16 protein-coding genes are annotated in these 23,442 nt (G+C 53.4%); 15 read left to right on the forward strand and 1 reads right to left on the reverse strand.

Features of this window, described 5'->3' with window-relative positions; all coding sequences use genetic code 11:
• The first annotated feature begins 127 nt into the window (after window positions 1-127).
• The 10 genes from KJS42_RS11245 to KJS42_RS11290 all read left to right on the forward strand — a co-directional run bounded on the left by KJS42_RS11245 (window position 128) and on the right by KJS42_RS11290 (window position 14,770).
• The gene (locus KJS42_RS11245) at window positions 128-1,117 is read left to right on the forward strand and encodes a helix-turn-helix transcriptional regulator (RefSeq protein WP_213622875.1); all 990 of its coding nucleotides are present in this window, start codon (window positions 128-130) and stop codon (window positions 1,115-1,117) included.
• Window positions 1,118-1,288: 171 nt separating this feature from the next.
• Entirely contained in the window at window positions 1,289-4,984 is a 3,696-nt protein-coding gene (locus KJS42_RS11250; RefSeq protein ID WP_193416049.1) for a dynamin family protein, read from the forward strand.
• 252 nt (window positions 4,985-5,236) lie between these two features.
• Window positions 5,237-7,006, forward strand: coding sequence for an ABC transporter ATP-binding protein (locus KJS42_RS11255; protein WP_155608503.1), 1,770 nt, complete (start codon window positions 5,237-5,239; stop codon window positions 7,004-7,006).
• Entirely contained in the window at window positions 7,003-8,856 is a 1,854-nt protein-coding gene (locus KJS42_RS11260; protein WP_155608502.1) for an ABC transporter ATP-binding protein, read from the forward strand. Before KJS42_RS11255 ends, KJS42_RS11260 begins: the two co-directional genes overlap by 4 nt.
• Before the next feature lie 116 nt (window positions 8,857-8,972).
• A complete protein-coding gene (locus KJS42_RS11265; protein WP_193416050.1) occupies window positions 8,973-9,428 on the forward strand; it encodes a GNAT family N-acetyltransferase in 456 nt (151 codons plus the stop codon).
• A gap of 302 nt (window positions 9,429-9,730) precedes the next feature.
• Window positions 9,731-10,945 carry a branched-chain amino acid ABC transporter substrate-binding protein gene (locus KJS42_RS11270; protein ID WP_213622876.1) on the forward strand — a complete coding sequence of 405 codons (1,215 nt, stop codon included), beginning with the start codon at window positions 9,731-9,733 and terminating at the stop codon, window positions 10,943-10,945.
• A 37-nt stretch (window positions 10,946-10,982) separates the two neighbouring features.
• Window positions 10,983-11,966 carry a branched-chain amino acid ABC transporter permease gene (locus KJS42_RS11275; RefSeq protein ID WP_213622877.1) on the forward strand — a complete coding sequence of 328 codons (984 nt, stop codon included), beginning with the start codon at window positions 10,983-10,985 and terminating at the stop codon, window positions 11,964-11,966.
• Window positions 11,967-11,976: 10 nt separating this feature from the next.
• The gene (locus KJS42_RS11280; RefSeq protein ID WP_213622878.1) at window positions 11,977-13,272 is read left to right on the forward strand and encodes a branched-chain amino acid ABC transporter permease; all 1,296 of its coding nucleotides are present in this window, start codon (window positions 11,977-11,979) and stop codon (window positions 13,270-13,272) included.
• Window positions 13,269-14,069 carry an ABC transporter ATP-binding protein gene (locus KJS42_RS11285; protein ID WP_213622879.1) on the forward strand — a complete coding sequence of 267 codons (801 nt, stop codon included), beginning with the start codon at window positions 13,269-13,271 and terminating at the stop codon, window positions 14,067-14,069. The genes KJS42_RS11280 and KJS42_RS11285 overlap by 4 nt, the downstream gene beginning before the upstream one ends.
• Window positions 14,066-14,770 carry an ABC transporter ATP-binding protein gene (locus KJS42_RS11290; protein ID WP_155608498.1) on the forward strand — a complete coding sequence of 235 codons (705 nt, stop codon included), beginning with the start codon at window positions 14,066-14,068 and terminating at the stop codon, window positions 14,768-14,770. Before KJS42_RS11285 ends, KJS42_RS11290 begins: the two co-directional genes overlap by 4 nt.
• A gap of 435 nt (window positions 14,771-15,205) precedes the next feature.
• On the opposite strand, the gene KJS42_RS11295 is transcribed toward KJS42_RS11290, so the two are convergent.
• Window positions 15,206-15,796 carry a C40 family peptidase gene (locus KJS42_RS11295; RefSeq protein WP_167521293.1) on the reverse strand — a complete coding sequence of 197 codons (591 nt, stop codon included), beginning with the start codon at window positions 15,794-15,796 and terminating at the stop codon, window positions 15,206-15,208.
• A 213-nt stretch (window positions 15,797-16,009) separates the two neighbouring features.
• Between KJS42_RS11295 and KJS42_RS11300 the strand changes: the two genes are divergently transcribed.
• The 5 genes from KJS42_RS11300 to KJS42_RS11320 all read left to right on the forward strand — a co-directional run bounded on the left by KJS42_RS11300 (window position 16,010) and on the right by KJS42_RS11320 (window position 23,428).
• Window positions 16,010-17,674 (forward strand): response regulator, encoded by a 1,665-nt coding sequence (locus KJS42_RS11300; RefSeq protein WP_213622880.1) that lies wholly within the window; start codon window positions 16,010-16,012, stop codon window positions 17,672-17,674.
• Window positions 17,671-19,461, forward strand: coding sequence for a sensor histidine kinase (locus KJS42_RS11305; RefSeq protein ID WP_213622881.1), 1,791 nt, complete (start codon window positions 17,671-17,673; stop codon window positions 19,459-19,461). Before KJS42_RS11300 ends, KJS42_RS11305 begins: the two co-directional genes overlap by 4 nt.
• The gene (locus tag KJS42_RS11310; RefSeq protein WP_213622882.1) at window positions 19,458-20,447 is read left to right on the forward strand and encodes a substrate-binding domain-containing protein; all 990 of its coding nucleotides are present in this window, start codon (window positions 19,458-19,460) and stop codon (window positions 20,445-20,447) included. Before KJS42_RS11305 ends, KJS42_RS11310 begins: the two co-directional genes overlap by 4 nt.
• Window positions 20,448-20,715: 268 nt before the next feature.
• Window positions 20,716-21,753: a galactose ABC transporter substrate-binding protein gene (locus KJS42_RS11315; protein WP_155608492.1), complete on the forward strand. Its 1,038-nt coding sequence runs from the start codon at window positions 20,716-20,718 to the stop codon at window positions 21,751-21,753.
• 169 nt (window positions 21,754-21,922) lie between these two features.
• Window positions 21,923-23,428, forward strand: coding sequence for a sugar ABC transporter ATP-binding protein (locus KJS42_RS11320; protein ID WP_193416057.1), 1,506 nt, complete (start codon window positions 21,923-21,925; stop codon window positions 23,426-23,428).
• The last annotated feature ends 14 nt before the right edge of the window (window positions 23,429-23,442 follow it).

The following is a 23,442-nucleotide window of genomic DNA, read 5'->3' on the forward strand; positions in this document are numbered from 1 at the left end:
AACTAGATTATACGAAACATAACGATCTGCATAGATCCATGGGGGAGTTTTCATTGAAAAAAAGGGGAATCCCCGGTAAGATGAGTCTAGTTGCAAGAACGATGGTGGAACAGATGAGGAGTAAGTTATGACTGAACCGATCTCGTATACAGCCGAAGAAATCGCCAAGCTGTTAAAGGTATCTAAGTTAACCGTATATGATTTGATCAAAAAAGGGGAGCTTCCCGCATACCGGGTCGGCAAACAGATGCGAGTGGACTCCACTGACTTGGAGGCGTATAAGCACAAAGCCAGAAGCGGGGCCGGGTCGTCCGCTGCCACCGCCATGCCGGTATTTCAGGTTCCCTATACCGTACCGACCCGACCGGATGCCGACGGCGGAGAAGTGCGGGATGGGGCAAGGACGTTGGTCATTACCGGGCAGGATCCGGGGCTCGACCTGCTGGCCAAAGCGTTGGAATCTAAAGTTCGCGCATACCGTCCGCTGCGTTCCTTTGCCAGCAGTATGGACAGCTTAGTGGCCATGTATAACGGTACGGCGGATATCGTCAGCACGCATCTGTACGATGGAGACACCGGGGAGTACAATTTGCCGTATATCCGCAAGCTGTTCATTTCCCTCCCTTATTTGGTATTGAATTTTGCGACGCGCCGGGCAGGTTTTTACGTCAAGCAAGGTAATCCGCTTAGGATCCAATCCTGGGAGGATTTAGCGCGGCCCGGGATTAAGCTGATTAACCGGGAGAAGGGTTCGGGAGCCCGGGTATTGCTGGATGAACAGCTGCGCAAGCATGGAATCGCTCCTGCGACCGTCACCGGCTACGCCCAGGAGGAATCTTCGCATATGGGGCTTGGGGGGCGGATTGCCCTTGGCCAGGCGGACGTTGGCGTCGGCAGCGAACGGCCGGCTCGGATCGCCGGACTTGATTTCATTCCGCTGACCCTTGAACGCGTCGACCTTGTTGTGCTGAATAAGCCGGAGAACCGCGAGTGGATCGCCAAGCTCCGCGAAGCGCTGGGTTCGACCGAGCTGCACGAGGTACTGTCGTCATTAGGGGATTACGATTTGTCGCTCACCGGACAGGTGCTGGCGGATCGAGAGGCTGGCTTATATTAGTTAATGCTGTAGTATAGACGGAACCGCCTCCTTGGGAGGCGGTTTTTTGGTATGAAGCGTTACGCGGACGAACATCCGCAAGCGAGCGTTTCCAAGCGAACAGGGAAATGTTAAAATATGAATAATTAAAATGAAACTTGATTTCGCAGCGTGGAAAACGGAGGAACTAGGATGGATGGAACGATGACGGATACGGAGCTATCATTGCGCGAGCGGCTGCATCGATTGCGAGACTTGGTGGACGGGGAAGGTGACCTAACCGCGGCGGCTGAACTGCGAGAGGTTGGCGACAAGCTGGGCCGGAGGGAGCTGGTCACGGCGTTTTGCGGCCATTTCTCGGCGGGGAAGTCGAGTTTAATTAACGCTTTATGCGGAAAAGTGGTTATGCCGGCTAGCCCGCTTCCCACCAGCGCCAATGTGGTACTCATTCGGGAAGGGGAGCCGCGTGCACTATTGACGCCGGCCGATTTGGCCAAAGCTAAGGTAGAAGTGCCGGTGGAGGAGGTAGCGGCGTATTGCCGCAACGGCGAAGAATACTCTCGCGTAGAGCTCTGGGACCAGATTGAGCTACCACCTCACGGCGGTGTGTTGCTAGATACGCCTGGAGTCGACTCCAATGACGCCGGCCATGCGATGGCCACGCATTCTGCTCTGCACCTGGCGGATGTAGTGTTCTATGTGATGGATTATAACCACGTTTCTTCGGAGACCAATTTAAGCTTTGCCAAATCGCTAAGCGATTACGGTAAACCGGTATACATGGTCGTGAATCAAATCGATAAGCATCGGGAAGAGGAGCTCCCCTTCGAGGAGTATCAACAATCGGTCAGCCAGGCGTTCCGGGCATGGAATATCGCGGCGAAGGGAATTTTCTATATTTCATTAAAGAGGGAAGATGCTCTCGGGAATATGCTGCCGCAGTTGAAGGAAGCGATCCGCGCCTTGTTTGAGCGGGGAGGCGGTTTGCTGGAATACGGGGCTTACGCTTCGGCGGCTCAGTCGGTTGAAGGTTATTTAGCGCGCGTGGCTGAGTCGGAGCAATCTCGGCGTGAGCAGCTAGAAGAAGAGGCTGGCGGCGAAACGGACGTAACGGCAATGGGGGAAGAACTGCGTAGACTCGAGATCGTTGATCCTTCTGGGGAGAAAGCTTGGGAGCCGCGGAAACAGGAGTGGCTGCAACGTATCGGCAGCCTGCTGGATACCGCACAGTTGATGACACCGCAGTTGCGGGAGCTTGCGGGTCGCTATTTGGAAGGCCAGGCGCCGGGCTTTAAAGCGAAGGGCTGGTTCGCTGGCGGAAAGACGGAAGCGGAGAAGTTGAAGCGCCAAAGCGAATTTCTGCAGGCGCTTGGGGAGCAAGTCGAAGCACAGCTCGATTGGCATGTGCGCCAGGAACTGCGGGGGATCGGCCAGCAGCTGGAGCTCTGGGGCGAAGCCTGGGAGCAGCAGCTGGACGAGCGGATGCCGAAACCGGCAGAGGCGTGGATCACGGAGCCGCTTCCGGGCGGAGCGATGTTGTCCGGCGAGTCGACGCTGATCTACGCCGCGGCGGTTGGCGCCAGCATCGCCGCGCGCTACCGCCGCGCGGCCGTGGACGTCATCGACGCGCTGCTCGCCGCGCCGTCGCCGCGCCGCGCCGCCGAAGCTGCGGCGGCGCTCATCCGGCGCGCCGAGCTGGCGGCGCGCCTTCCCGCGGCCCGCGCCCTGGCGCAGCTGGACGCGGCCGCCGCAGCGCGCGCGGCGCGCTGTGCCGCGCTGCTGGGCGCGCCCGTGCCCCTCACCCCCGGCCTGTTGCCGGAGGTGAGGGCAGGTGTGGCCGCGCCGCGCGCTGCGGGCCGCGGCGCGGGAGCGCCTGCGGCGCCTGTGGCGGCGAGCATCGCTGCCGCCGCTCCGCCGCCGCAGGCGCAAGCCGCCGGGGGCGGTGCCCCGGCGGCAACGGCGCCCGCGCCAGCGGCCACGGCCGCCCCGGCGCGCGGGCGCGCGCTTGCCGCCGCCGCGCGCCTGACGGCCGCGGCGGAGCGGCTGGCTCCCCACCCGGCCTTCGGCACCGGGGTGCGGGAGCTGACCCGGCGCGCCGCCGAACTGCGCGGCGGCGTCTTCACGGTGGCGCTGTTCGGGGCGTTCAGCGCCGGAAAATCGTCCTTCGCCAGCGCTTTGCTAGGCGAAGCCGTGTTGCCCGTATCGCCGCATCCGACCACCGCGGCGATCATCCGCGTGATGGCGCCCGCTGGAGGCCAGCGCCATAACACGGCCGCTGTCAAATTCAAGAGCGCCGAGGCGATCCGCGAAGACCTGGCCTATTCCTTCCAAGCTCTAGGTTTGGGAACTTGGTCGGAGACGGCCTGGCTAGAGGCGGTTCGGCGCTTGAAACCTGAAGACATTCCGGCGGCCGGTCGCGCTCACTACAGCTTCCTGAAAGCTGCGGCCGCCGGATGGACAGAGTCAGCCGGACGATTCGGCCAAGTGGAGGTCGTGGAGGCGGAGATGTTCCGCAGCTACGCCGCAAACGAGAAGAAGGCTTGCTTCGTGGCCGAAATCGACTTTTACTACAGTTGTTCATTAACCGAACAAGGAATCGTGCTGGTGGACACCCCAGGGGCGGATTCCATCCATGCCCGTCATACGGGAGTGACTTTCCAATATATGAAGGACTCCGATGCGATTATCTTCGTGACCTACTACAATCACGCGTTTTCGCGAGCCGACAAGCAGCTGTTAAGCCAGTTGGGACGGATGAAAGGCAGCTTTGCCCTGGATAAAATGTTCTTCGTTGTTAACGCCGCCGATCTTGCGGCTTCGGACGATGAACTCACCGCCGTCGTGGAGCATGTACGGGAGGGTCTCCGCACGGCAGGGATCCAGCAACCTAACGTGTTTGCCGTATCCAGTATGCGAGCCATGGCCGCAGTTCAGGGGAACGTTGCGAACGACCCGGGCTTCACCCTCTTCCGACAGCGGTTCTCCGCTTTTCTGGAACAGGATCTGGGGAATCTGGCCGTATCTTCCGCTGCTGCAATGGTGAAGCAGATGCACGAACGGTTATTCAAATGGACGGAAGCCGCCGGGCACAACGCAGAAAATGCAGAGCAGCGGCTCACCGCCTTACGTGGACGCCGAGATGCCTTCGAACAGGCGGTCGCCGAGTTTGTTCAGGTCGATATCGGCAGGGAGTGGGCCCAGGAGAATTCCGAGTTGCTGTTCCACGTCGTGCAGCGCGTTCGGCTGCAGGCGTTGGAGCTGTTCGCCGAATTTTTCCACCCTTCGCTGCTGCAGGAGCACAACGGTCCGCTGAAACGTAACTTTACCGTCGCCATGCGCGGTTGGTTGGATCAAATTTCGGGTGAATTGGAGCGCGAACTGCTTGCCACGACCCTGCGCCTGGAGCGAAAAGCAGAGGCGTTGCTCCGCCGCGAAGCGGAAGCTTGGTGCCGTCGGCATGAGGCGGCGCTGGAAATGCCGCTTAGCTATACGGAGGGCGAAACGAGCTGGAATACGCCGACGATACCCGAAGGTTTGCTCGACGGCGGAACGTTGGAACCAGAGACGTATTGGCCCATCTTCAAAAATCCGAAAACATTTTTTGAAGGAGGCGGCCGCTTGCAGTTGCGGGCTAAGCTCGAAGATCCACTGCTTGCCAAGTTGAAGAAGATCGTTGAGGGGATGGAGACGAACTTCCGGGAGCATTACGAACAAGAAATCGCATTACGGAAGGCACAAACCGCCGAAACGTTCCGCGGCCTGTGGTCGGAATGGGAGCAAAGCATTCAAGGTTCCAAAGCTTCGCCGGAGGAGTTGTCGCATTGGAAAAGCATCCTTGCTCAAATCGGGCGGGATGTGGAGGAAATGGAAGCTTTTTATGAAAGATAAGCCGGTTTAACCGGCGATAGAGGCCTAATATTCCAAATTTAAGGGATATTAGGCTTTTCTTCGCTTTGCCGCGGGAAAATCCGAATGATAAACTGCAAAGAGCTATAGCCATGAAAGCGCATGCTTCCAGGCTGTGACAGGTTTCGCGGCGTTCAGACAGATCCCTCTGTTATTTCATCCAAGACGTCCGGAATCGTTGGTTTATGACGGTTGATCAAGTTAATTCCAACTAACGGGTGTAGGAGGAGTGACATGGAGGTTCTCAGGCAACTTCGGGGATATTACCAGGCAAAGTTGAATTACTTGGTGTTGTCGATTTTATGTTTGGCGGCAGCTACCGGACTGGGCTTAGTTTATCCAATGCTGCTGCGCAAGCTGATCGACGATGTGATTCGGCCGGGAAATTACGGGGAAGTGGTGTGGATTGCCGCCATGGCGGTTTCCGTCGTGGCCGTCAAGGCGCTGCTGCAGTTCCTGCACGGATTCTTCGGCGGAAGATTGGGGAATTATCTCGCTTACCGACTACGTAACGCCTGCTACGAAAAACTACAATTTCTATCGTTCCGCTATTACGACACAGCGAAAACCGGGGATTTAATGTCCCGATTAACGGGGGATTTGGAAGCGATCCGCAACTTCGTCGGGTTTGGCTTCGCCCAGTTGCTTAATCTCGTCCTGATGGTGACCTTCGGATCGGCGGTAATGTTGTCCATTCACTGGCAGTTGACCTTACTGACGATGATCACGATTCCATTCTTAGCCGGTGTGGCGCTCAAATTCGAGTCGAAAATTCATCCGGCATTCCAGGAAATGCGCCAGGCACTCAGTTCCTTGACGACTGCAGTACAGGAGAACGTAACCGGGGTGCGCACCGTCAAATCGTTCGCCCGGGAGCCGCATGAGGTGGAGAAGTTCTCGCATCGGAACGAGCGATATAAGGATAACCAGATCTTTGCGGCTACCTTGTGGAGCAAATTCTTTCCGGTGATGGAGTTGCTGGCTTCGATTAGCGTTGCGGTTCTTCTGGCGGCCGGCGGCACATTGGTGATCAAGGAGCAGCTGACGCTCGGCGATTTAGTCGCCTTCTTTAGTTTGATCTGGTTTATCATCGGCCCGATGTGGGGCCTAGGCTTCCATATTAACAACTATACGCAATCGAAGGCATCCGGGGAACGAGTGCTGGAAATTTTGAATCAACCGATTGACGTCAAGGACGAAGCGCGGGCCGTAGAGCTCGATCCGGAGCAGGTTCGCGGCGATGTCCAGTTCGATCGGGTCACCTTCGCATACGGAAACAAAATGCCGGCTGTCGTCGACATCGAGTTTCATGCCTCACCTGGTTCGGTCATCGGCTTTCTCGGCGGCACCGGGTCCGGCAAATCAACGATCATCCAGCTGTTGATGCGTGCTTATGACGTCAACAAAGGCCATATCCGCCTGGACGGCAAAGACATTCGAGAGATCAACGTGCGCAGCTTGCGAAGCCAAATCGCCACCGTGTTCCAAGAGACATTTCTATTCTCATCGACCATTAAAGGGAATATCGCGTACGGCATGAACAATGTATCCATGGAGCAAATCATTCGCGTTGCCCAATTGGCGAAGGCGCACGATTTTATCATGGAGCTGCCGGACGGGTACGATACCGTAGTGGGTGAGCGAGGACTCGGATTGTCGGGCGGGCAGAAGCAACGGATCGCGATCGCCCGCGCTTTGCTCAAAAATCCGAAAATCCTCATTTTAGACGATGCCACCAGCGCGGTGGACATGGAGACCGAGCAGGAGATCCAATCGGGCTTTCAAGAAGTCATGCGGGGGCGAACGACATTTATCATCGCACACCGAATCTCTTCTCTGCGCCACGCGGACGAAATTCTCGTCTTGAATGAAGGAAGGGTTGTGCAACGCGGCAAACATGAGCAACTGATTGAGGTTCCCGGTCCGTACCGGGATGTGTACCGAATCCAATACGCGGACCATCTGGATGGAGCGGCCCGGCGTGAACGGGAAGGTGACGTATGAATACGCAAACGGTAACCGGGCGGAAGCCTCAAGGGAAAGAATCAGCCCGCGGAAAAATCGAGGAACGCTTCGTTTACCAGGATGACGAGGTGATTGACAAGGCTTTTGATTGGCAGCAATTCCGCCGGCTTTTTGCCTATATGATCCCTTACGCCAAACAGATGTTGCCTTTGATTGTCCTGATGACGGTGCTAGGTACAGTAACGAAGCTGGCCGTGCCCTATTTGACGAGTCTAGCCATCGACCGGGCGATCGCGCCGGAGAACGGCCAAACCAGCTTAACGTTGCTGTACGGCATCACCGTCGCCGTCCTCATCCTATACCTGATTCAGTGGGTTTCCGGCGTATACCGGATTAAATACACGAACATTATTGGACAGAAGGTCATTTATGACCTGCGCGCCGATTTGTTTAAGCATATCCAGAAGCTTTCCTTCAACTTCTTCGACAAGCGTCCGGCCGGCTCGGTGCTAGTGCGGGTGACCAATGACGTTAATTCCCTGCAGGAGTTGTTCACCAACGGGGTCGTTAACCTGATGATCGACTGCGTGCAGTTGGCCGGGATTGTCGTGATTTTATTGCTGATCAATTGGAAACTGGGACTTGCGGTGATGATCACCGTGCCGATCATGTTCCTGATCTCCACCAAACTGCGGCAAAAAATCCGGATGGCCTGGCAGGAAGTTCGCATGAAGAACTCGCGGATCAACTCCCATTTGAATGAATCGATTCAAGGGATTCGCGTCACCCAAGCCTACACCCAAGAACGGGAGAACATGCGTTACTTCGATTCGATGAACCTGAGCAGCAAGAAGTCGTGGGACAAAGCGTCGGCCATGAACCAGGGTTTTGGTCCTTTAATCGAAATTACCGGGGGCATCGGCACGTTCGTGCTGTTTATGTTGGGCGTTTACCTCATTCAGACCGGAGAACTGACGATTGGCCTGCTGGTGGCGTTTAGCAACTATGTGGGGAACTTCTGGGATCCGATCAATCGCCTGGGACAAATGTACAACCAACTGCTGGTGGCGATGGCTTCCTCTGAACGGATCTTCGAATTTATCGACGAGGAGCCGAATATCGCGGATCAGCCAGGAGCTAAGCCGCTCCCGGCGATTACGGGAGGGATTCGCTTTAATCAGGTCGTGTTTGAATATGAAAAAGGGCGCCCAGCCTTGAAAGGCATCGACTTGGACGTTCGTCCCGGCCAATCGATCGCGCTTGTCGGCCATACGGGTTCGGGAAAAAGCACGATCATCAACCTGCTCAGCCGTTTCTACGACCCGAGCCGCGGTTCGGTGGTGATCGACGGTCATGATATTCGCGAGGTCACCGTCCAGAGCCTTCGCAGCCAAATCGGAGTTGTACTGCAGGATACGTTTATTTTCTCAGGAACGATTCGGGACAATATTCGTTTCGGTCGCTTGGACGCGACGGATGAGGAAGTAGAGGCTGCGGCCAGAGCGGTGGACGCCCATGATTTTATCATGAAGCTACCGTCCGGCTACAATACGGAGGTGGAGGAACGCGGCAACGTGCTCTCGATGGGGCAACGTCAGCTATTGTCATTTGCCCGTGCGCTGCTGGCGAATCCGCGGATTCTGATCCTCGACGAGGCGACAGCAAGCATTGATACGGAGACCGAGCTGAAGATCCAGGACGCGTTAAAGGTGCTCCTCAAGGGGAGGACGTCTTTTATCGTCGCCCATAGGCTATCTACCATCCGCAATGCCGACAAGATCATCGTCTTGGACCATGGTCAGATTAAAGAATCAGGTACGCACAGGGAACTGATGGAACAAAAGGGAATCTATTACGGCTTGGTCGAAGCCCAATTTCGGTTTTTGTAACTTTTTATCGAAAAATATGTGCATTTTTAATTAGAACTATTGCAATCTTGGACATAAAACCGGAAAATAGAATTGGATTAGGAATCGGCAAATTTATTGAAGGTGGTTTGGTCCAATTGAGTATTGAGGCGTTAGCTCCGGCTCTGGTCATTCGCAACGGTTGTTGCGACGATGTTCAACACATGCTTCCTTTAATGCGTCAGTTGCGTTATCCGATGACGGCAAGTGTGTTGAAGGAACGTCTAGCAATGCTGGAAGGTCAGTTACTGCTAGGCAATCTGGTTGCGGAACTCGACGGTGTGGTCGTAGGGACAGCTTTTCTCAAGCAGCATCAGACGCATGATATGATTAAACCGGTCACCCGGATTACAGCTTTGGTCGTTGAAGAGAAACACCGTGGTACAGGGATCGGGAGACGGTTGATCATGGAGGCGGAGAAGTGGGCCATCGAACGTGGTAGCACGGATCTGGTTCTTTCTACAGCCCGAGAGAATCATCTGTCCGCGAAAATGTTTTATGAGCATTGCGGCTTCAGCTGCACCGGTTACCGGATGAATAAGCCGTTAAGCTAAACCTAAATATAACTTAAATCAGTAGACAAACTGCGATTCAGGCTCCGTCCTTTTTTAGGACGGGGCTTTTTTGTGCTTGCGTGGGAGAATGAGAAGGGAATGTAAAATATTTTAACATTTCTTTTTTTGTATTGGGTAGGATACCGTAGTTTTTTGTAGTCAATAGGTTAAATTCATTCTCAAATGTCACGAATACTAACATATATGAAGCGGATGATATCTATTGTGTTATGTATTATGACATATAGTTAACAGTGACCGGGGTTCAACCCTAGGAAAATGTCCATTTTAGGAGGATGCGTATGAAGGGCAAAAAAAGCTATGTTTGGCTTATCAGCACTTTTCTAATCATGGGGTTACTCTCGGCATGCAATTCGTCCGGCAACACTTCGAAACCTGCGGATGGCAATGCCGCCGCATCCGGAGGCGAACTGACGGTCATCAAGATTGCTTCGCAATCCCCGTTATCCGGGGGCTCGGCGATTCAAGGGGAATCGATTAAGCTCGGAGGGCAGATGGCGCTGGAGGAGCGTCAAGCGGAATTTAAGGAGTTGGGATTTGACTTGCAATTCGTGCCTTACGACGATCAAGGCGATTCAAAGAAAGGTGTCGCCAACTCCGAACTGATCGGCGCCGACCAAGCGGTATTGGCGGTACTGGGACATCTAAACTCGGGGGTATCGATTCCAAGCTCGGTCGTATACGAGAAATACGGGATTCCGATGGTCTCCCCGGCCAGCACGGCAACCGACTTCACCGACCGGAAGCTGAAAGCGGCCAACCGGATCGTTGCCCGCGACGATTTCCAGGGACCGGCGGGCGCCGAATATGCCGTGAAAACCGTGGGAGCGAAAAATATATTCGTCATCCAGGATAAAACGGCTTATGGGCAGGGGCTGGCCGACGCTTTCCGCAGCGCAGCCGAAGAGCTGGGGGCGACCATCGCCGGTTACGAGGGCATTACGGTTGGGGAGAAGGATTTTAACGGCGTACTGAACCAGGTGCTCAGCAAGAAGCCGGATTTTATTTTCTTCGGCGGGATGTATGCGGAGGCGGGACTGATCGTCAAACAGGCGCGCGAGAAAGGCATCACGGTGCCGATCATGGGCGGAGACGCGCTGGATTCCTCGGGCATGGTCGACATCGCCGGCGACAAGCTGACGGAAGTTGCCTACAGCTCCGTGTCTACGGACGTCACGAAATCCAACAAGGAATGGGCGGATAAGTATAAAGCCAAGTTCGGCAAATCCGTCGAGAACTACTCCGCTTATGCCTATGATTCGATGAATGTCATCTTAAACGCGGTGGAAAAAGCGATCGAGGGCAATGGCGGCAAGCTTCCGACTCGCGAACAGGTCCGTGATGCGGTCCGAGCTACGACCGACTTCGAGGGCATCGCCACGAAAGTCAGCTTTGACGACAAAGGCGATAATGAATACGCCAAGGTCTTCATTTATAAATTCGATTCGCCAACCTACCCTGGCACGATGGTTTCGGAGATCGAACAGCCGAAGTAATGAACTCTCGGCAATAACGCAGAAGGGATAAGGACTTATGGATATGATCCTGCAAACACTCCCTCAAGTATTGGTGGACGGATTAACATTGGGTGCCGTCTACGCGGTGGTGGCCATCGGTTACACGATGGTCTACGGCATTCTCGAATTCATTAATTTCGCGCATGGAGAAATATTTATGACCGGCGCGTTCGTAGGCACCGCAGCCTTACTGACGATGAACTCGGCAGGTTGGCTGACTGGGCTACCTGCCGGACTCGCTTACTTCCTCATCCTGGCGACGGCGATGCTGTCAACCGGGATGCTGGGGATCGGGATCGAGCGGGTGGCCTATCGGCCGCTCCGCCGAGCTCCGAAGCTGATCTCGCTGATCTCGGCGATCGGAGTGTCCTTCCTGCTGCAGGATATCGTACGGTTTATCGCGGATATCCGTACCGGGAATTTTATCGTTACCGGCATCTCGTTGTACGGCGATAACCTGAAGCTCGGTGCTTCATCCTTATGGAGCGGGTTTGACGACGCATTTCTTAAGACGAATACGATCATCGTTGTGACGGTGGCTGTCGTACTCATGGTGGGTCTCGACTTTTTCGTGAACCGCACCAAATGGGGAACCGCCATGCGGGCCGTAGCCCAGGATCGGGAAACGGCGTCGTTGATGTCGATTAACGTGAATAAAGTGATTGCTTTGACTTTCTTTATTGGGTCGGCGCTAGGCGGCGGGACCGGCGTCCTGTTCGCCCAGCAGTATGGAACCATCGACCCGTATATCGGGTTTATCTTAGGGATGAAAGCCTTCACCGCTGCGGTCCTCGGCGGCATTGGCAATATCCGGGGCGCCATGTTCGGCGGGTTGTTCATCGGCGTATTGGAGATGTTCTCCTCAGCCAACCTGTCGGCCATAACGGGGGGCGTGTTAGGCGGGGAATATAAAGACGTCGTCGCTTTTCTGATCCTAATCGCGGTGCTGATTTTCAAGCCGGAAGGCTTATTCGGCAAGGCCGTGAAAGAGAAGGTGTAGGTGATCTGCCATGAATCAACTGAAGCTCTGGTTGGGGCGAAGCCCATTCGCACAAGCTTTGTTATTAACGTTGTTTATCTTGGTCGCGGCAGCCGGCGTGTATTTCTCGGATAAGTCGGTCATCTCCTTTCTGCTCTTACTTGGCTCCTTGCTACTCTTGTATTTAACGACCTTCCGAACCTCGATCAAATGGGGGATCGGAGCGGTGCTGCTGCTTGCGGTGATCCCGTTTGCTACCTCGGGTGGTCCGGCCCATCAGTCATACATGGAGGTAGCCACGCAGTGCGGCATTTACATCGCCATGGCGCTAGGTCTTAACATCGTGGTCGGATTCGCTGGACTGCTTGACCTCGGTTTCGTTGCCTTCTTTGCGGTAGGGGCTTATACGTACGCCATCTTTGCCACACCGCAGGCGAACGAATTTATCTCCGGTCACTGGTTTCCGCTGCCTGGGGGCGCGTTTTGGATCTTTATCGTGCTTGGCGGGTTTATGGCTGCATTGTTCGGGCTCTTACTCGGTTTGCCGGTACTTCGGGTCAAGGGCGACTATTTGGCCATCGTCACGTTGGGGTTCGGAGAAATCATCCGCATCATCTTTAACAATCTGGATAAACCGGTGAACATCACGAACGGGGCGATGGGGTTGTCTTCGATTCGGCCTCCGAGCTTGTTTGGCCTCTCCTTCACGTTTCCGAACCAGTTTTATTTCATCGTTATTTTTATTCTGGCAATCGTCATTTTTAGCGTCAAACGCTTGGAGTATTCCCGGCTTGGACGGGCATGGAAGGCGATACGGGAGAACGAGATCGCCGCGCAATCGATGGGTATCCCGCTCATTCGAACCAAATTGACCGCTTTTGCCATCGGTGCTTCATTTTCAGGCATGATGGGGGTGGTTTTTGCCGCGAAGCAAACGTTTATCGATCCGACCAGCTTTACATTGCTCGAATCGATTACGATTCTGGTCATGGTGCTGCTTGGCGGGATGGGCAGCGTACCCGGCGTCATTCTCGGCGCGGCTTTGGTGACGATCCTGAATCTGCAGGTGCTCACCGAGCTTACCAATTGGCTAAATCAGTTGACTCTGCAGGGAATCATTCATATCCCTAATTCGATCTCGCCTTCCAAAATGCAGCGACTCATCTTTGGCGCGATCCTGGTGCTCGTTGCTATCTTCAGGCCAAATGGCCTGATCACAGCCAAGAACAAGAGGGTGGATGCCGAGCGGCTAAAGGAGCAACGTTTGGGCAAAGCATTATCCGTCTTGCCGCCGGCGAAACAACAAAGAAGAGGTGTAGGTCAATGACGATTCTGAAGGTCAATAAGCTGGTCAAACGCTTCGGCGGATTAACGGCGGTTGGAGGCGTTGACTTTGCGTTCCCGCGCGGCAAGATTTCCGCCGTGATCGGTCCTAACGGGGCCGGGAAAACGACGTTTTTTAACATGATTACCGGCATTTATACTCCGGACGAAGGTGCGATTGAACTGGATGGAACGTCCATCGTTGGCGTCAAACCCCATCAGATCGTGAGCCTGGGAATTGCCCGGACGTTCCAGAACATTCGCCTGTTCGGCAGCATGACCGTGCTGGAAAACGTCATGGTGGGCATGCACATCCATCTGAAGACGGGGATCATCGGCACACTGCTCTCGCTGCCGACTGCCCGACATGAGGAAGAGTTGGTGCATCGAGAGGCATACCGTTTATTGGAGTTCGTCGGTTTGCAAGCGTTGTTGAACGAACAAGCGTCCAACCTGCCTTACGGCGCTCAGCGGCGGCTCGAGATCGCCCGGGCGCTGGCGGCGAAGCCTAAGGTGCTGCTGCTGGACGAACCGGCAGCCGGGATGAATCCGCGCGAGACGACTGAATTGATCGGCCTGATTCGGCGAATTCAGAAGGAAACCGGAATGACCATCATCCTGATCGAGCATGACATGAAGCTCGTGATGGAGTTATCCGAGCACATTCTTGTCCTGGATTACGGGACGAAAATTGCAGAAGGCGGACCTGACCATATCCGTGCACATCCGAAAGTGATTGAAGCGTACCTGGGCAAAAGCGCTGTCCAAGGAGAAGCGGTTCGGCTTGAGGTGATTTCATGAGTTTGCTGGAGCTGCGAGAGGTACACGCTTATTACGGAGCGATTGAAGCGCTTAAAGGCGTTACCCTGACGGTGGAGGCTGGGGAGATCGTGTCGCTGATCGGTTCGAATGGGGCCGGGAAGTCCACTACGCTTAAGGCGATTTGCGGACAGGTGAACATGACCGGCACCATCCGCTTCAACGACACCGAAATGTCAAACTTACCTCCGCACCGGGCGGCGTTGGAAGGGATCGCGCATGTGCCGGAAGGACGACGGATCTTCCCGCGGTTGACGGTGAAGGAAAATTTGGAGATGGGTGCTTTTTCGGTGAGCGACAAAAAGAAGATTAAGCAGCGGATGGAGAGGGTGTTCGACCATTTTCCGCGGCTGCGGGAACGGTTGGCGCAAACGGGCGGAACGATGAGCGGCGGGGAGCAGCAAATGCTGGCCATCGGTCGGGCGATGATGATGCAGCCGAAAATACTGCTACTGGACGAACCCTCGATGGGGCTCGCGCCGATTATCGTTGAGCAAATTTTCGAAATTATTCAACAGCTGAACCGTGAGGGGATGACCGTGCTGCTTGTGGAGCAAAATGCCTATCAAGCCTTGCAAATTGCCCACCGCGGCTACGTGATGCAAACCGGTGAAATCTTGATGGAAGACGCGGCTGATTTGCTGCTCGCCAACGAGCAGGTCAAGGAAGCTTATTTAGCTTAGCGGAAGCATCCTTAAAGGGACTCCAATTGTAGGATAGGCCTAGGCCTATCCTTTTTTATAGGATAATATACAGATATGACCATTCATCATGACGCCGGCAAACCGTTCAATTATTTGCGGATGAAATGGAGAAGGCGGGTAAAACCGTAAAGCTTGTGGTGTACCCGAATGGTCAGCATGGATTAGAGGATAAGTACATCGAGCAGAGAAATCAAGAAATCGTGCAGTGGCTGCAGCAATATGGTGCGCCAAAACCTTTTATCGTTGAATAATTGTCCGACTCAAAACAATTTAGCGCCACAAAATCACCTTATCCGCCTGAAAATCACGACCAACAGCAGAATAGGGTGATTTTAAAATAGCGCTATTCCCACCAAATAAGGTGAAAACATAGCGCTATTTGGTCATGCTCAATCCGACAGTGGTTAATCAAAATTAATTCGCCGCATAATACCGGCTTTGCTCATACGCCACTGCGGACCGACGTGAATAGCAGTATAACTCGCGGTAGGTTTCAAGGCGTCCGCGGAATTCGAGTTGGAGCTGCGAGCAGCCGCAGAGATCGGACGGGGTAGTTAATCCTGCGGATTTATCCAGCAGTTTGACCCCGGCTTCTTGAAACACCCGGCTGACGAACTGAGAGCAGAAGTAGGAGTTCTCTCCGCCAAGCTCCATGTTTAAGATCACGCCCAACAGGCCTATAAAGTTATATTTATACAGTTCACCGTTGTCCTCAAAGGTTTTTACGAAATTTCTCATGCGCATGTAGTTCTCCGCACTAACCTTGCAGCTATACACGGCGCAGGTCGCCTTTTCGAATACCCCGCAGTGAATGTCCTCCTTGACGAAGCCGCCGAAGATCGGAATTACGGGGTGTTTGCGCCCGAAGCTATACACTTCTCGCAGCTCAGGATCAAAGGCGACGGAGGCATGATTGTAAGGAGCGCGGGTATATAATCCGATCGCTTTAGCGACCAACGTCTTCGGATTGCTTAATAGAATATAGATTTTCATCTCATTGTTCATAAATTCGACCACCATTTAGAGTTGATGATAGTTCTTTAGGATAATATCATGGTACTTGTTTTATGGGAATCCCAAAACGGACCGAAGACGGAAAACAAACTGGACTAAGGTCTTGGATCCTTCCATCAGCTCCGAATGATCCGCAATTTACTTTTGCGGACCGATACGATAAAATCGGGGGGAAATCAGGGTATAGAAGAGGATGGTCCATCGATGTATAAGTTGATATTGGCCGATGACGAAGAGGACGTACGGGAGGGCTTGCTGAGTCTGATCGACTGGGAAAGTCTCGGTTATACCGTCATGGAGACGGCAGAGAACGGCAAGGAAGCGGCCGAGCTGGTGGAGAAGCATGCGCCGGACGTTGTGGTAACAGATATACAAATGCCGTTCATGAACGGCTTGCAGCTTTCCGAGTGGATTCGTGAACAATACCCGGCCACGAAGATCATTATTTTGACCGGATACGAGGAGTTCGAATATGCGCAGAAAGCCATTCGACTGGGCATCGACGAATATGTGTTGAAACCGTTTTCGGCGAGAGAATTGGCCGAGATTTTAACGAAGGTGAAAATGCAGATAGATGAAGAGGTGGCCGCGAAGGAAAACGTGCAGCTACTGACGGAGCATTACCGTAAAAATCTGCCAATCCTGCAGAGCCTGTTTTTGTCTTCCCTGGTGTCTCGCCGGTTGCAGGAAACAGAGATCCATGAGAAATGCGAGCATTATGACCTGGATCTGAGCGGCGAACGTTATCAAGTCTCCGTGATCCGAATCGATTCTACGACGGTCCGTCGGGAATCATCTGGGAGCGGCGAACCCGGGAATCGGCAGGCGTCGGTCTCCTTGAAGGATACAAACGATACGCAGTTACAGCTGTTTGCCGTATATAACATTGCCGAGGAGATGGTCCGGCTTCATTCCGGAGACCGGGCATTTATCCATCATGATGAGGTTGTGGTGCTCAGCATAGCAGAGCCTAGCATGGAGGATCAACTCGCAGACCGAACACTACAGTTATTGGAAGAAATCCGTTTTAGCGTGGAGCGTTTCCTTAAACTAACGGTGACGATTGGCGCCGGCTCTGAGGTGGAGCAACTGAGTGAACTCGCCGGCTCTTATGAAGAGGCCGTCAAAGCGCTGGATTACCGCGTGATTCTCGGCGGCAATAAAGTGATCTGGATCGAGGACGTGGAATCACGGCAGTACGTTCCGTTATCTATGGACGAGCTAAGGGAGAAAGAGTTGGTCCGCTGCCTGAAGGTTGGCAGCGACCAAGAGTTGACTGACTTATTGGAGGAACTGTTCTCGGCTTTAGCTGATAGTAAGGCGTCTTATCAGGATTTTCAGGTGTATTTGCTGGAAATGTTGACCTCGGTGATCAAGGTCGCCAAGGACGTACACGTTGACCTCGACAAATTATTTGGTGAGGGAGCCGGATTTCTAGGTCAGTTCATCAAGTTCTCGCATGCGGAAGAAGCTAAGACCTGGTTCCTGGATGTCTGTATGAAGCTGAAGCATTCCATCGCCTCCGATCGGCAATCGAGCTACAACAAGTTGGTAGATGAAGCGAAGGATTACATCATGACGCATTACGGGGACAATGATATCTCCATCGCCAGAGTATGCCAGCATCTGCATATCAGTACCGGATACTTCAGCAACATTTTCAAGAAGGAGACGAAAACGACCTTCGTCAATTATTTGATGGGCGTGCGGATGGATGCGGCACAGGACCTGCTGGCTACAACTGACTTGAAAGCATTTGAAATCGCCGAACGCGTTGGGTTTGCCGATCCCAACTATTTCAGTTTTTGCTTCCGTAAGAAATACGGCATTTCTCCGAAAGAATATCGCACTGGAGCCAGAAGCTCATGAGATTGTGGCGTTCCGTCAAACGAATGGCTCAAGGTTTCCATGTGCGCAACATTCAAGTACTGATATCCTTGTCATCGATTGCCGTTACGGTACTTGCGGTCGTATTGGTCAGCACCTTGCTGTTCAACCGCTTCTCCCAAGCCGCGGAAGAGAATGCCTATTTAAGCTTAGAGCAAATCATTGAACAGGTTCATTCCAACCTGGAGCTATATGTTAGCGGAATGCAGGATATTTTTGACCTTGTGGAGCAAAAAATTGCCGTAGTCCCCGATCTGCCCACCAACGATCAACTGGGGGAGCAACTGGAGACCGTGCTCAGTACGCGCGAGGATCTGGTTTCGATGGCGTTGTTTACGGAGGACGGGAAGCTGGTGCGTAACATGCCGTCCATTCCGATGCGGCAAAATACACGGCTGCAGGAGCAGTTATGGTTCGAATCCGCAATGGAAAATCCGGGGGAACTGCAATTTACCCCGCCTCACATTCAGAACTTGTTTAAGTGGCAGTATCGCTGGGTCGTCTCGATGAGCAAAACCGTGACCTACCGGGACCAAGGGAAGCTGAAGCAAGGCGTGCTGGTCATTGACATCAACTTCCGTACCATTGATGAGCTTAGCGGTCGAATCAGCTTGGGCAAAAAAGGTTACGTGTACATTATCGACGAGGTAGGGAATATCGTCTACCATCCACAGCAACAGCTGATTTATGCAGGATTGAAGTACGAAAATCTGGAGCCGGTGCTGAATTATGCATACGGTCGTTATTTCGACGAGTCAGACGGGGAGCAGCGAATCATTACGATTCAGACGGTCAAACCCGCCGAGTGGAAAATCGTCGGGGTGGCCTACGCAGACGAGTTCTTGACGACAAAAAGGGAGGTCGGCGATTTCCTGTCCTGGTTCTTGCCCCTCGTAATCGCGATCATCCTGGTCATCAGCATTTATGTATCGGCCCGGATCTCCCAGCCGATTCGCAAGCTGGAGCGCTCCGTTCAAATGGTGGAACGCGGGGACTTCGGGACGAATGTCTATGTTAGCGGCGCTTATGAAGTCGAACAGCTGTCTAAGCGGTTCAATCTAATGCTGCGCCGGATTCGTGAGTTGATGGATCAAATCATCCAGGAACAGGAAGCCAAACGCAAAAGCGAGCTTGACGTGCTGCAGTCGCAGATCAATCCTCATTTCCTCTATAACACGTTGAACTCGGTCACAAGGCTGGCTGAGCTCGGACGAAACGAAGAGGTTGTTACGACGATAACGTCGCTGTCGCGGTTTTTCCGGATCAGCTTAAGCAAGGGGAACCACGTCATTAGCGTGCAGGACGAGTTGGAGCATGTGCGCCATTATTTGATCATCCAAACGATCCGGTTCAAGAACAAGTTTCGCTATGAGATTAGCGCAGATGAAGACGCATTGAAGTGCTCAACCTTAAAGCTGATCTTGCAACCGCTCGTCGAGAACGCGATCCATCACGGGATCGAAAAATCGGCCGAAGAGGGATTCATTCGGGTGGAGGCCCATTTGGAAGGCGATAAGCTCGTCTTTCGTATCCGCGATAACGGAATCGGGATGTCTCCGGAAACGGTCGAGAAGCTCATTAGCGGGGCTATCCGAAGTGAAAGTGGGTCGGGCGTCGGTGTTCGTAACGTACAGGAGCGAATTACGCTCTATTATGGCGCGAGCTATGGACTTCATTTTGATAGCGAACCGGAAGAAGGGACAACGGTGACGATTACGATCCCGGCCGTGCGGCCGGAAAGTTCGGAAGAAGGCGGGAGGGAGTCATGAAGCGATTGCCGAAGTACGTGAATCTGGCTTGCCTGCTGTTATCCTCCATCCTGCTGATCGTTTTGCTGTCCTCCTGCGGCCGCTCCGGTGGAGGGGGAGACAACAAGCAGGTTATCGACGTGGACATGATCGTCAAGATGGATCGCGGCGATTACTGGAAGACAACCAAGCTGGGGGCGGAGGTTGCGGCCAAAGAGTATAACGTGCGGTTGAATTTCCTGGCGCCGGAGAACGAAAACGACGTCGAAGGGCAAATCCAGCTGATGGAGGGGGCGATTAAGCGGCGTCCCGATGCCATCATTTTGGCGGCTTCCGACTATGAAGCGTTGGGGCAGGTGACAGACCGAACATCCTATTACGACATTCCGGTCATTTCGATGGATTCGGAAGTGGCCTCGACCAAGGTGAAGACCTTCGTCGGTACCAATAACTACGAAGCCGGCCAGAAAGCCGCCGAACGGTTGGTTGAACTGACCGGACCGGAAAGTGAAATCGGAATCATGAATTTTGTCCAGGGCGCTCGAAACGCGAACCAACGGGAGGAAGGATTCCTGGACTACATCGCCCGGTTTCCCGGCGTGCATGTCGTCGATATTCAATACTGCGGTTCGGACGAGAAACTCGCTTATAACCTGACGGCCAATATGCTGAAGCGGTTCCCGGATCTGGACGGCATCGTGTCGCTCAGCGCCGAATCTTCGATTGGCGCAGGTCGGGCCGTCGATGAGCTCGGCTACGGCGGAAAAGTGAAAATGATCGCTTTTGATAATCCGCCGGAAATGCTTGAGCTGCTTCAGGAGGAGAAGGTGCAGGCGATGGTTGTACAGAACCCGTTTAACAACGGTTACATGGCCGTAGCCGCTGCCGTCCAGGCTGCCCGAGGCGAGAAGCTGCAGGATCGGATTCCAACGGATACGAAGCTGATCGACCTGAACAATATGCTGTGGCCGGAAAACCAGAAACTGCTGTTCCCGTTCGTGAAGTAGAGACAGCGGTAGACCGAGCCTTTCTTTCTCTAGTTGAAGTTCAAACGAGCAAACAGCAAGTGGGATCCGGATCGTCCGGACGGCTTGCTGTTTTGCCGTTTTGCTAACGTACCGAAGAAACGAACTATAAATTCTCAAAGGGACATCATCAGAATTTTGATAGAAACATCTTAGAATTTTGGATTCGCATTCCGTCGAAAACCATGCATAATGAAAACGTATCCAAGAGGATAACTCACAGAAATACATTTTTCAGGAGGTCAAAGATATGAAGAAGTTGACGACAGTCATGCTGGCCGCAGCAATGCTCGGTGCGACAATGGTAGGTTGCTCCAACGGCGGCGACAAAGAGAGCAGCGGAGGAAATGGAGGATCCACTCCAAGCGTAGGCGTGGCCATTTACAAATTTGACGATACGTTCATGACGGGCGTTCGGAACTCCATCGAGAAGAACGCGGACGGGATTGCAAAAGTGGATGTCGTAGACAGCCAAAACTCCCAACCGACCCAAAACGATAAAATCGACTTGTTCTTGACGAAGAAAACAAACGCGCTGATCGTTAACCCGGTTGACCGTACGGCGGCAGGCGTCATTATCGACAAAGCCCAAGCCAAAGATACGCCGGTTGTGTTCCTGAACCGCGAACCTTTGCCGGAAGATATGAAGAAATGGGATAAAGTTTACTACGTTGGTGCGAAAGCCGAAGAATCCGGTACGTTATCCGGACAAATCGTAGTTGACTACTGGAAAGCAAATCCGGAAGCGGACAAAAACGGCGACGGCGTATTGCAATACGTGATGCTGAAAGGCGAACCTGGACACCAAGATGCTGAGCTGCGTACGCAATATTCGATCCAAGCGATTGAAGAAGCTGGCATCAAAGTTGAAAAAGTAGCCGAAGACACCGCAATGTGGGACCGCGTAAAAGGCCAAGAGAAAATGGCGGCCTTCCTGGCTGCAAACGGCGACAAAATCGAAGCCGTGCTTGCAAACAATGATGACATGGCTCTCGGCGCAATCGAAGCTTTGAAAGCGGCCGGATACTTCACAGGCGACAAATACATGCCGGTTGTAGGGGTTGACGCCACGGCACCAGCACTTCAAGCGCTGGAACAAGGCACGATGCTGGGTACGGTATTGAATGACGCTGAAAACCAAGGGAAAGCAGCAGTTACTTTGGCTTCCTTGCTGGCAAAAGGCGAAGCGATCAGCAAAGACAGCGTTGGTTTCGAAATTACAGACAACCAATATGTTTGGATCCCTTACCAAAAAGTAACGAAGGATAACGCTGCTGACTTTAAATAAGAGCACAGCTAGCAGGTAATCAGCAGGACTTCTCAACATTCGCAAAGACTAAATGGGAGGTTCGATGCCGAAGGGTACGGACCTCCCGGTTTTTTCGCAGGGATAGGAATACCGGAGGAAATCATGCTGTGCCTCTAAAGCGAAAGAAATGATCAGGGGGCGAAAAACAATGTCTGAATTCATGCTCGAAATGAAGGGCATCACCAAGGAGTTTCCCGGCGTCAAAGCGCTGGATGGCGTAACGCTGCAGGTTAGACCTGGTACCGTTCATGCGCTGATGGGTGAAAACGGGGCCGGTAAATCAACGCTGATGAAATGCCTGTTCGGAATTTATAAGCCGGACGATGGCGAAATTGTGCTGAATGGTCAGAAAGCGGAAATTAACAATTCCAGCGATGCGCTGAAGCTCGGGGTTTCGATGATTCACCAGGAGCTGCATCCGGTACCTTTCCGCAATGTCATGGAAAATATATGGCTCGGACGTTTCCCTATGCAAGGATGGGGTCCTCTCCGCTTCGTTGACCATAAGAAGATGTACAAGGACACGGAAGAGCTGTTTAAACAGTTAGATATCGATTTAGACCCGGAAACGATTGTCGGTAAGCTGTCCGTTTCGAAGATCCAGTCGATCGAGATCGCCAAAGCGGTATCCTTCAACTCGCAGATTATCGTCATGGACGAACCAACCTCCTCTTTGACAAGCGTAGAGGTCGAGCATCTGTTCCGGATCATCAATGATTTGAAGAAACGCGGCGTGTCGATTATTTATATCTCGCACAAAATGGAGGAAATCCTGCGGATCTCCGACGATGTCACCATCATGCGCGACGGCAAGAAGATTGGCACGTGGCCGGCAGCGGAAATGACCACGGACCTCATTATCTCCAAGATGGTCGGCCGCGATTTAACGCAGCGGTTTCCAGACCGCCACAATGTGCCGAACGGCGTCATTTTAAAGGTGGATAAGCTGACGTCCAGCAACCCGAAATCGTTTAAGGATGTATCGTTTGAGCTGCGTAAAGGGGAAATCCTTGGCGTGGGCGGACTGGTCGGGGCACAGCGCACGGAATTGATCGAAGCGCTGTTCGGCCTCCGGGAAATTCAGTCGGGGACGATCTCGATCGGAGGCAAAGAGGTCAAGATTCGCAGTGCCGGCGAAGCCAAGAAGCACGGGTTAGCCCTACTCACGGAGGAACGCCGCACGACCGGTATTTTCCCGGTATTGTCCGTTCACGAAAATGGGGCGATCGCGAATATGTCCCGTTACGTGACGTCGTTCGGGCTCTTGAATGATCGCAAGAAAAAAGCCGAAGTCAACCAAATGGTTGAGAAGCTACGGACCAAAACGCCGTCCCCGAAGACGTTGATCATGAACCTTTCGGGCGGGAATCAGCAAAAGGTACTGCTTGCGCGCTGGCTTTTGACTGAGCCGGATATTCTACTCTTAGACGAACCCACACGCGGGATTGACGTTGGGGCAAAATACGAGATTTACTCCATTATTGCGGATTTGGCACAGCAAGGCAAAAGCATCATCATGATTTCATCCGAGATGCCTGAACTGCTTGGGATGTCCGACCGTGTTATGGTAATGTCCGAAGGCCGTCTTACAGGGATTGTGGATGGAGACAAGGCTACGGAAGAAGAAATTATGCGTTTGGCTGCCCAGCACTAAGGTTAGAGAAGGAG

Source organism: Paenibacillus sp. J53TS2, from assembly GCF_018403305.1.
Taxonomy (GTDB): Bacteria; Bacillota; Bacilli; order Paenibacillales; family Paenibacillaceae; genus Fontibacillus; species Fontibacillus rhizolycopersici.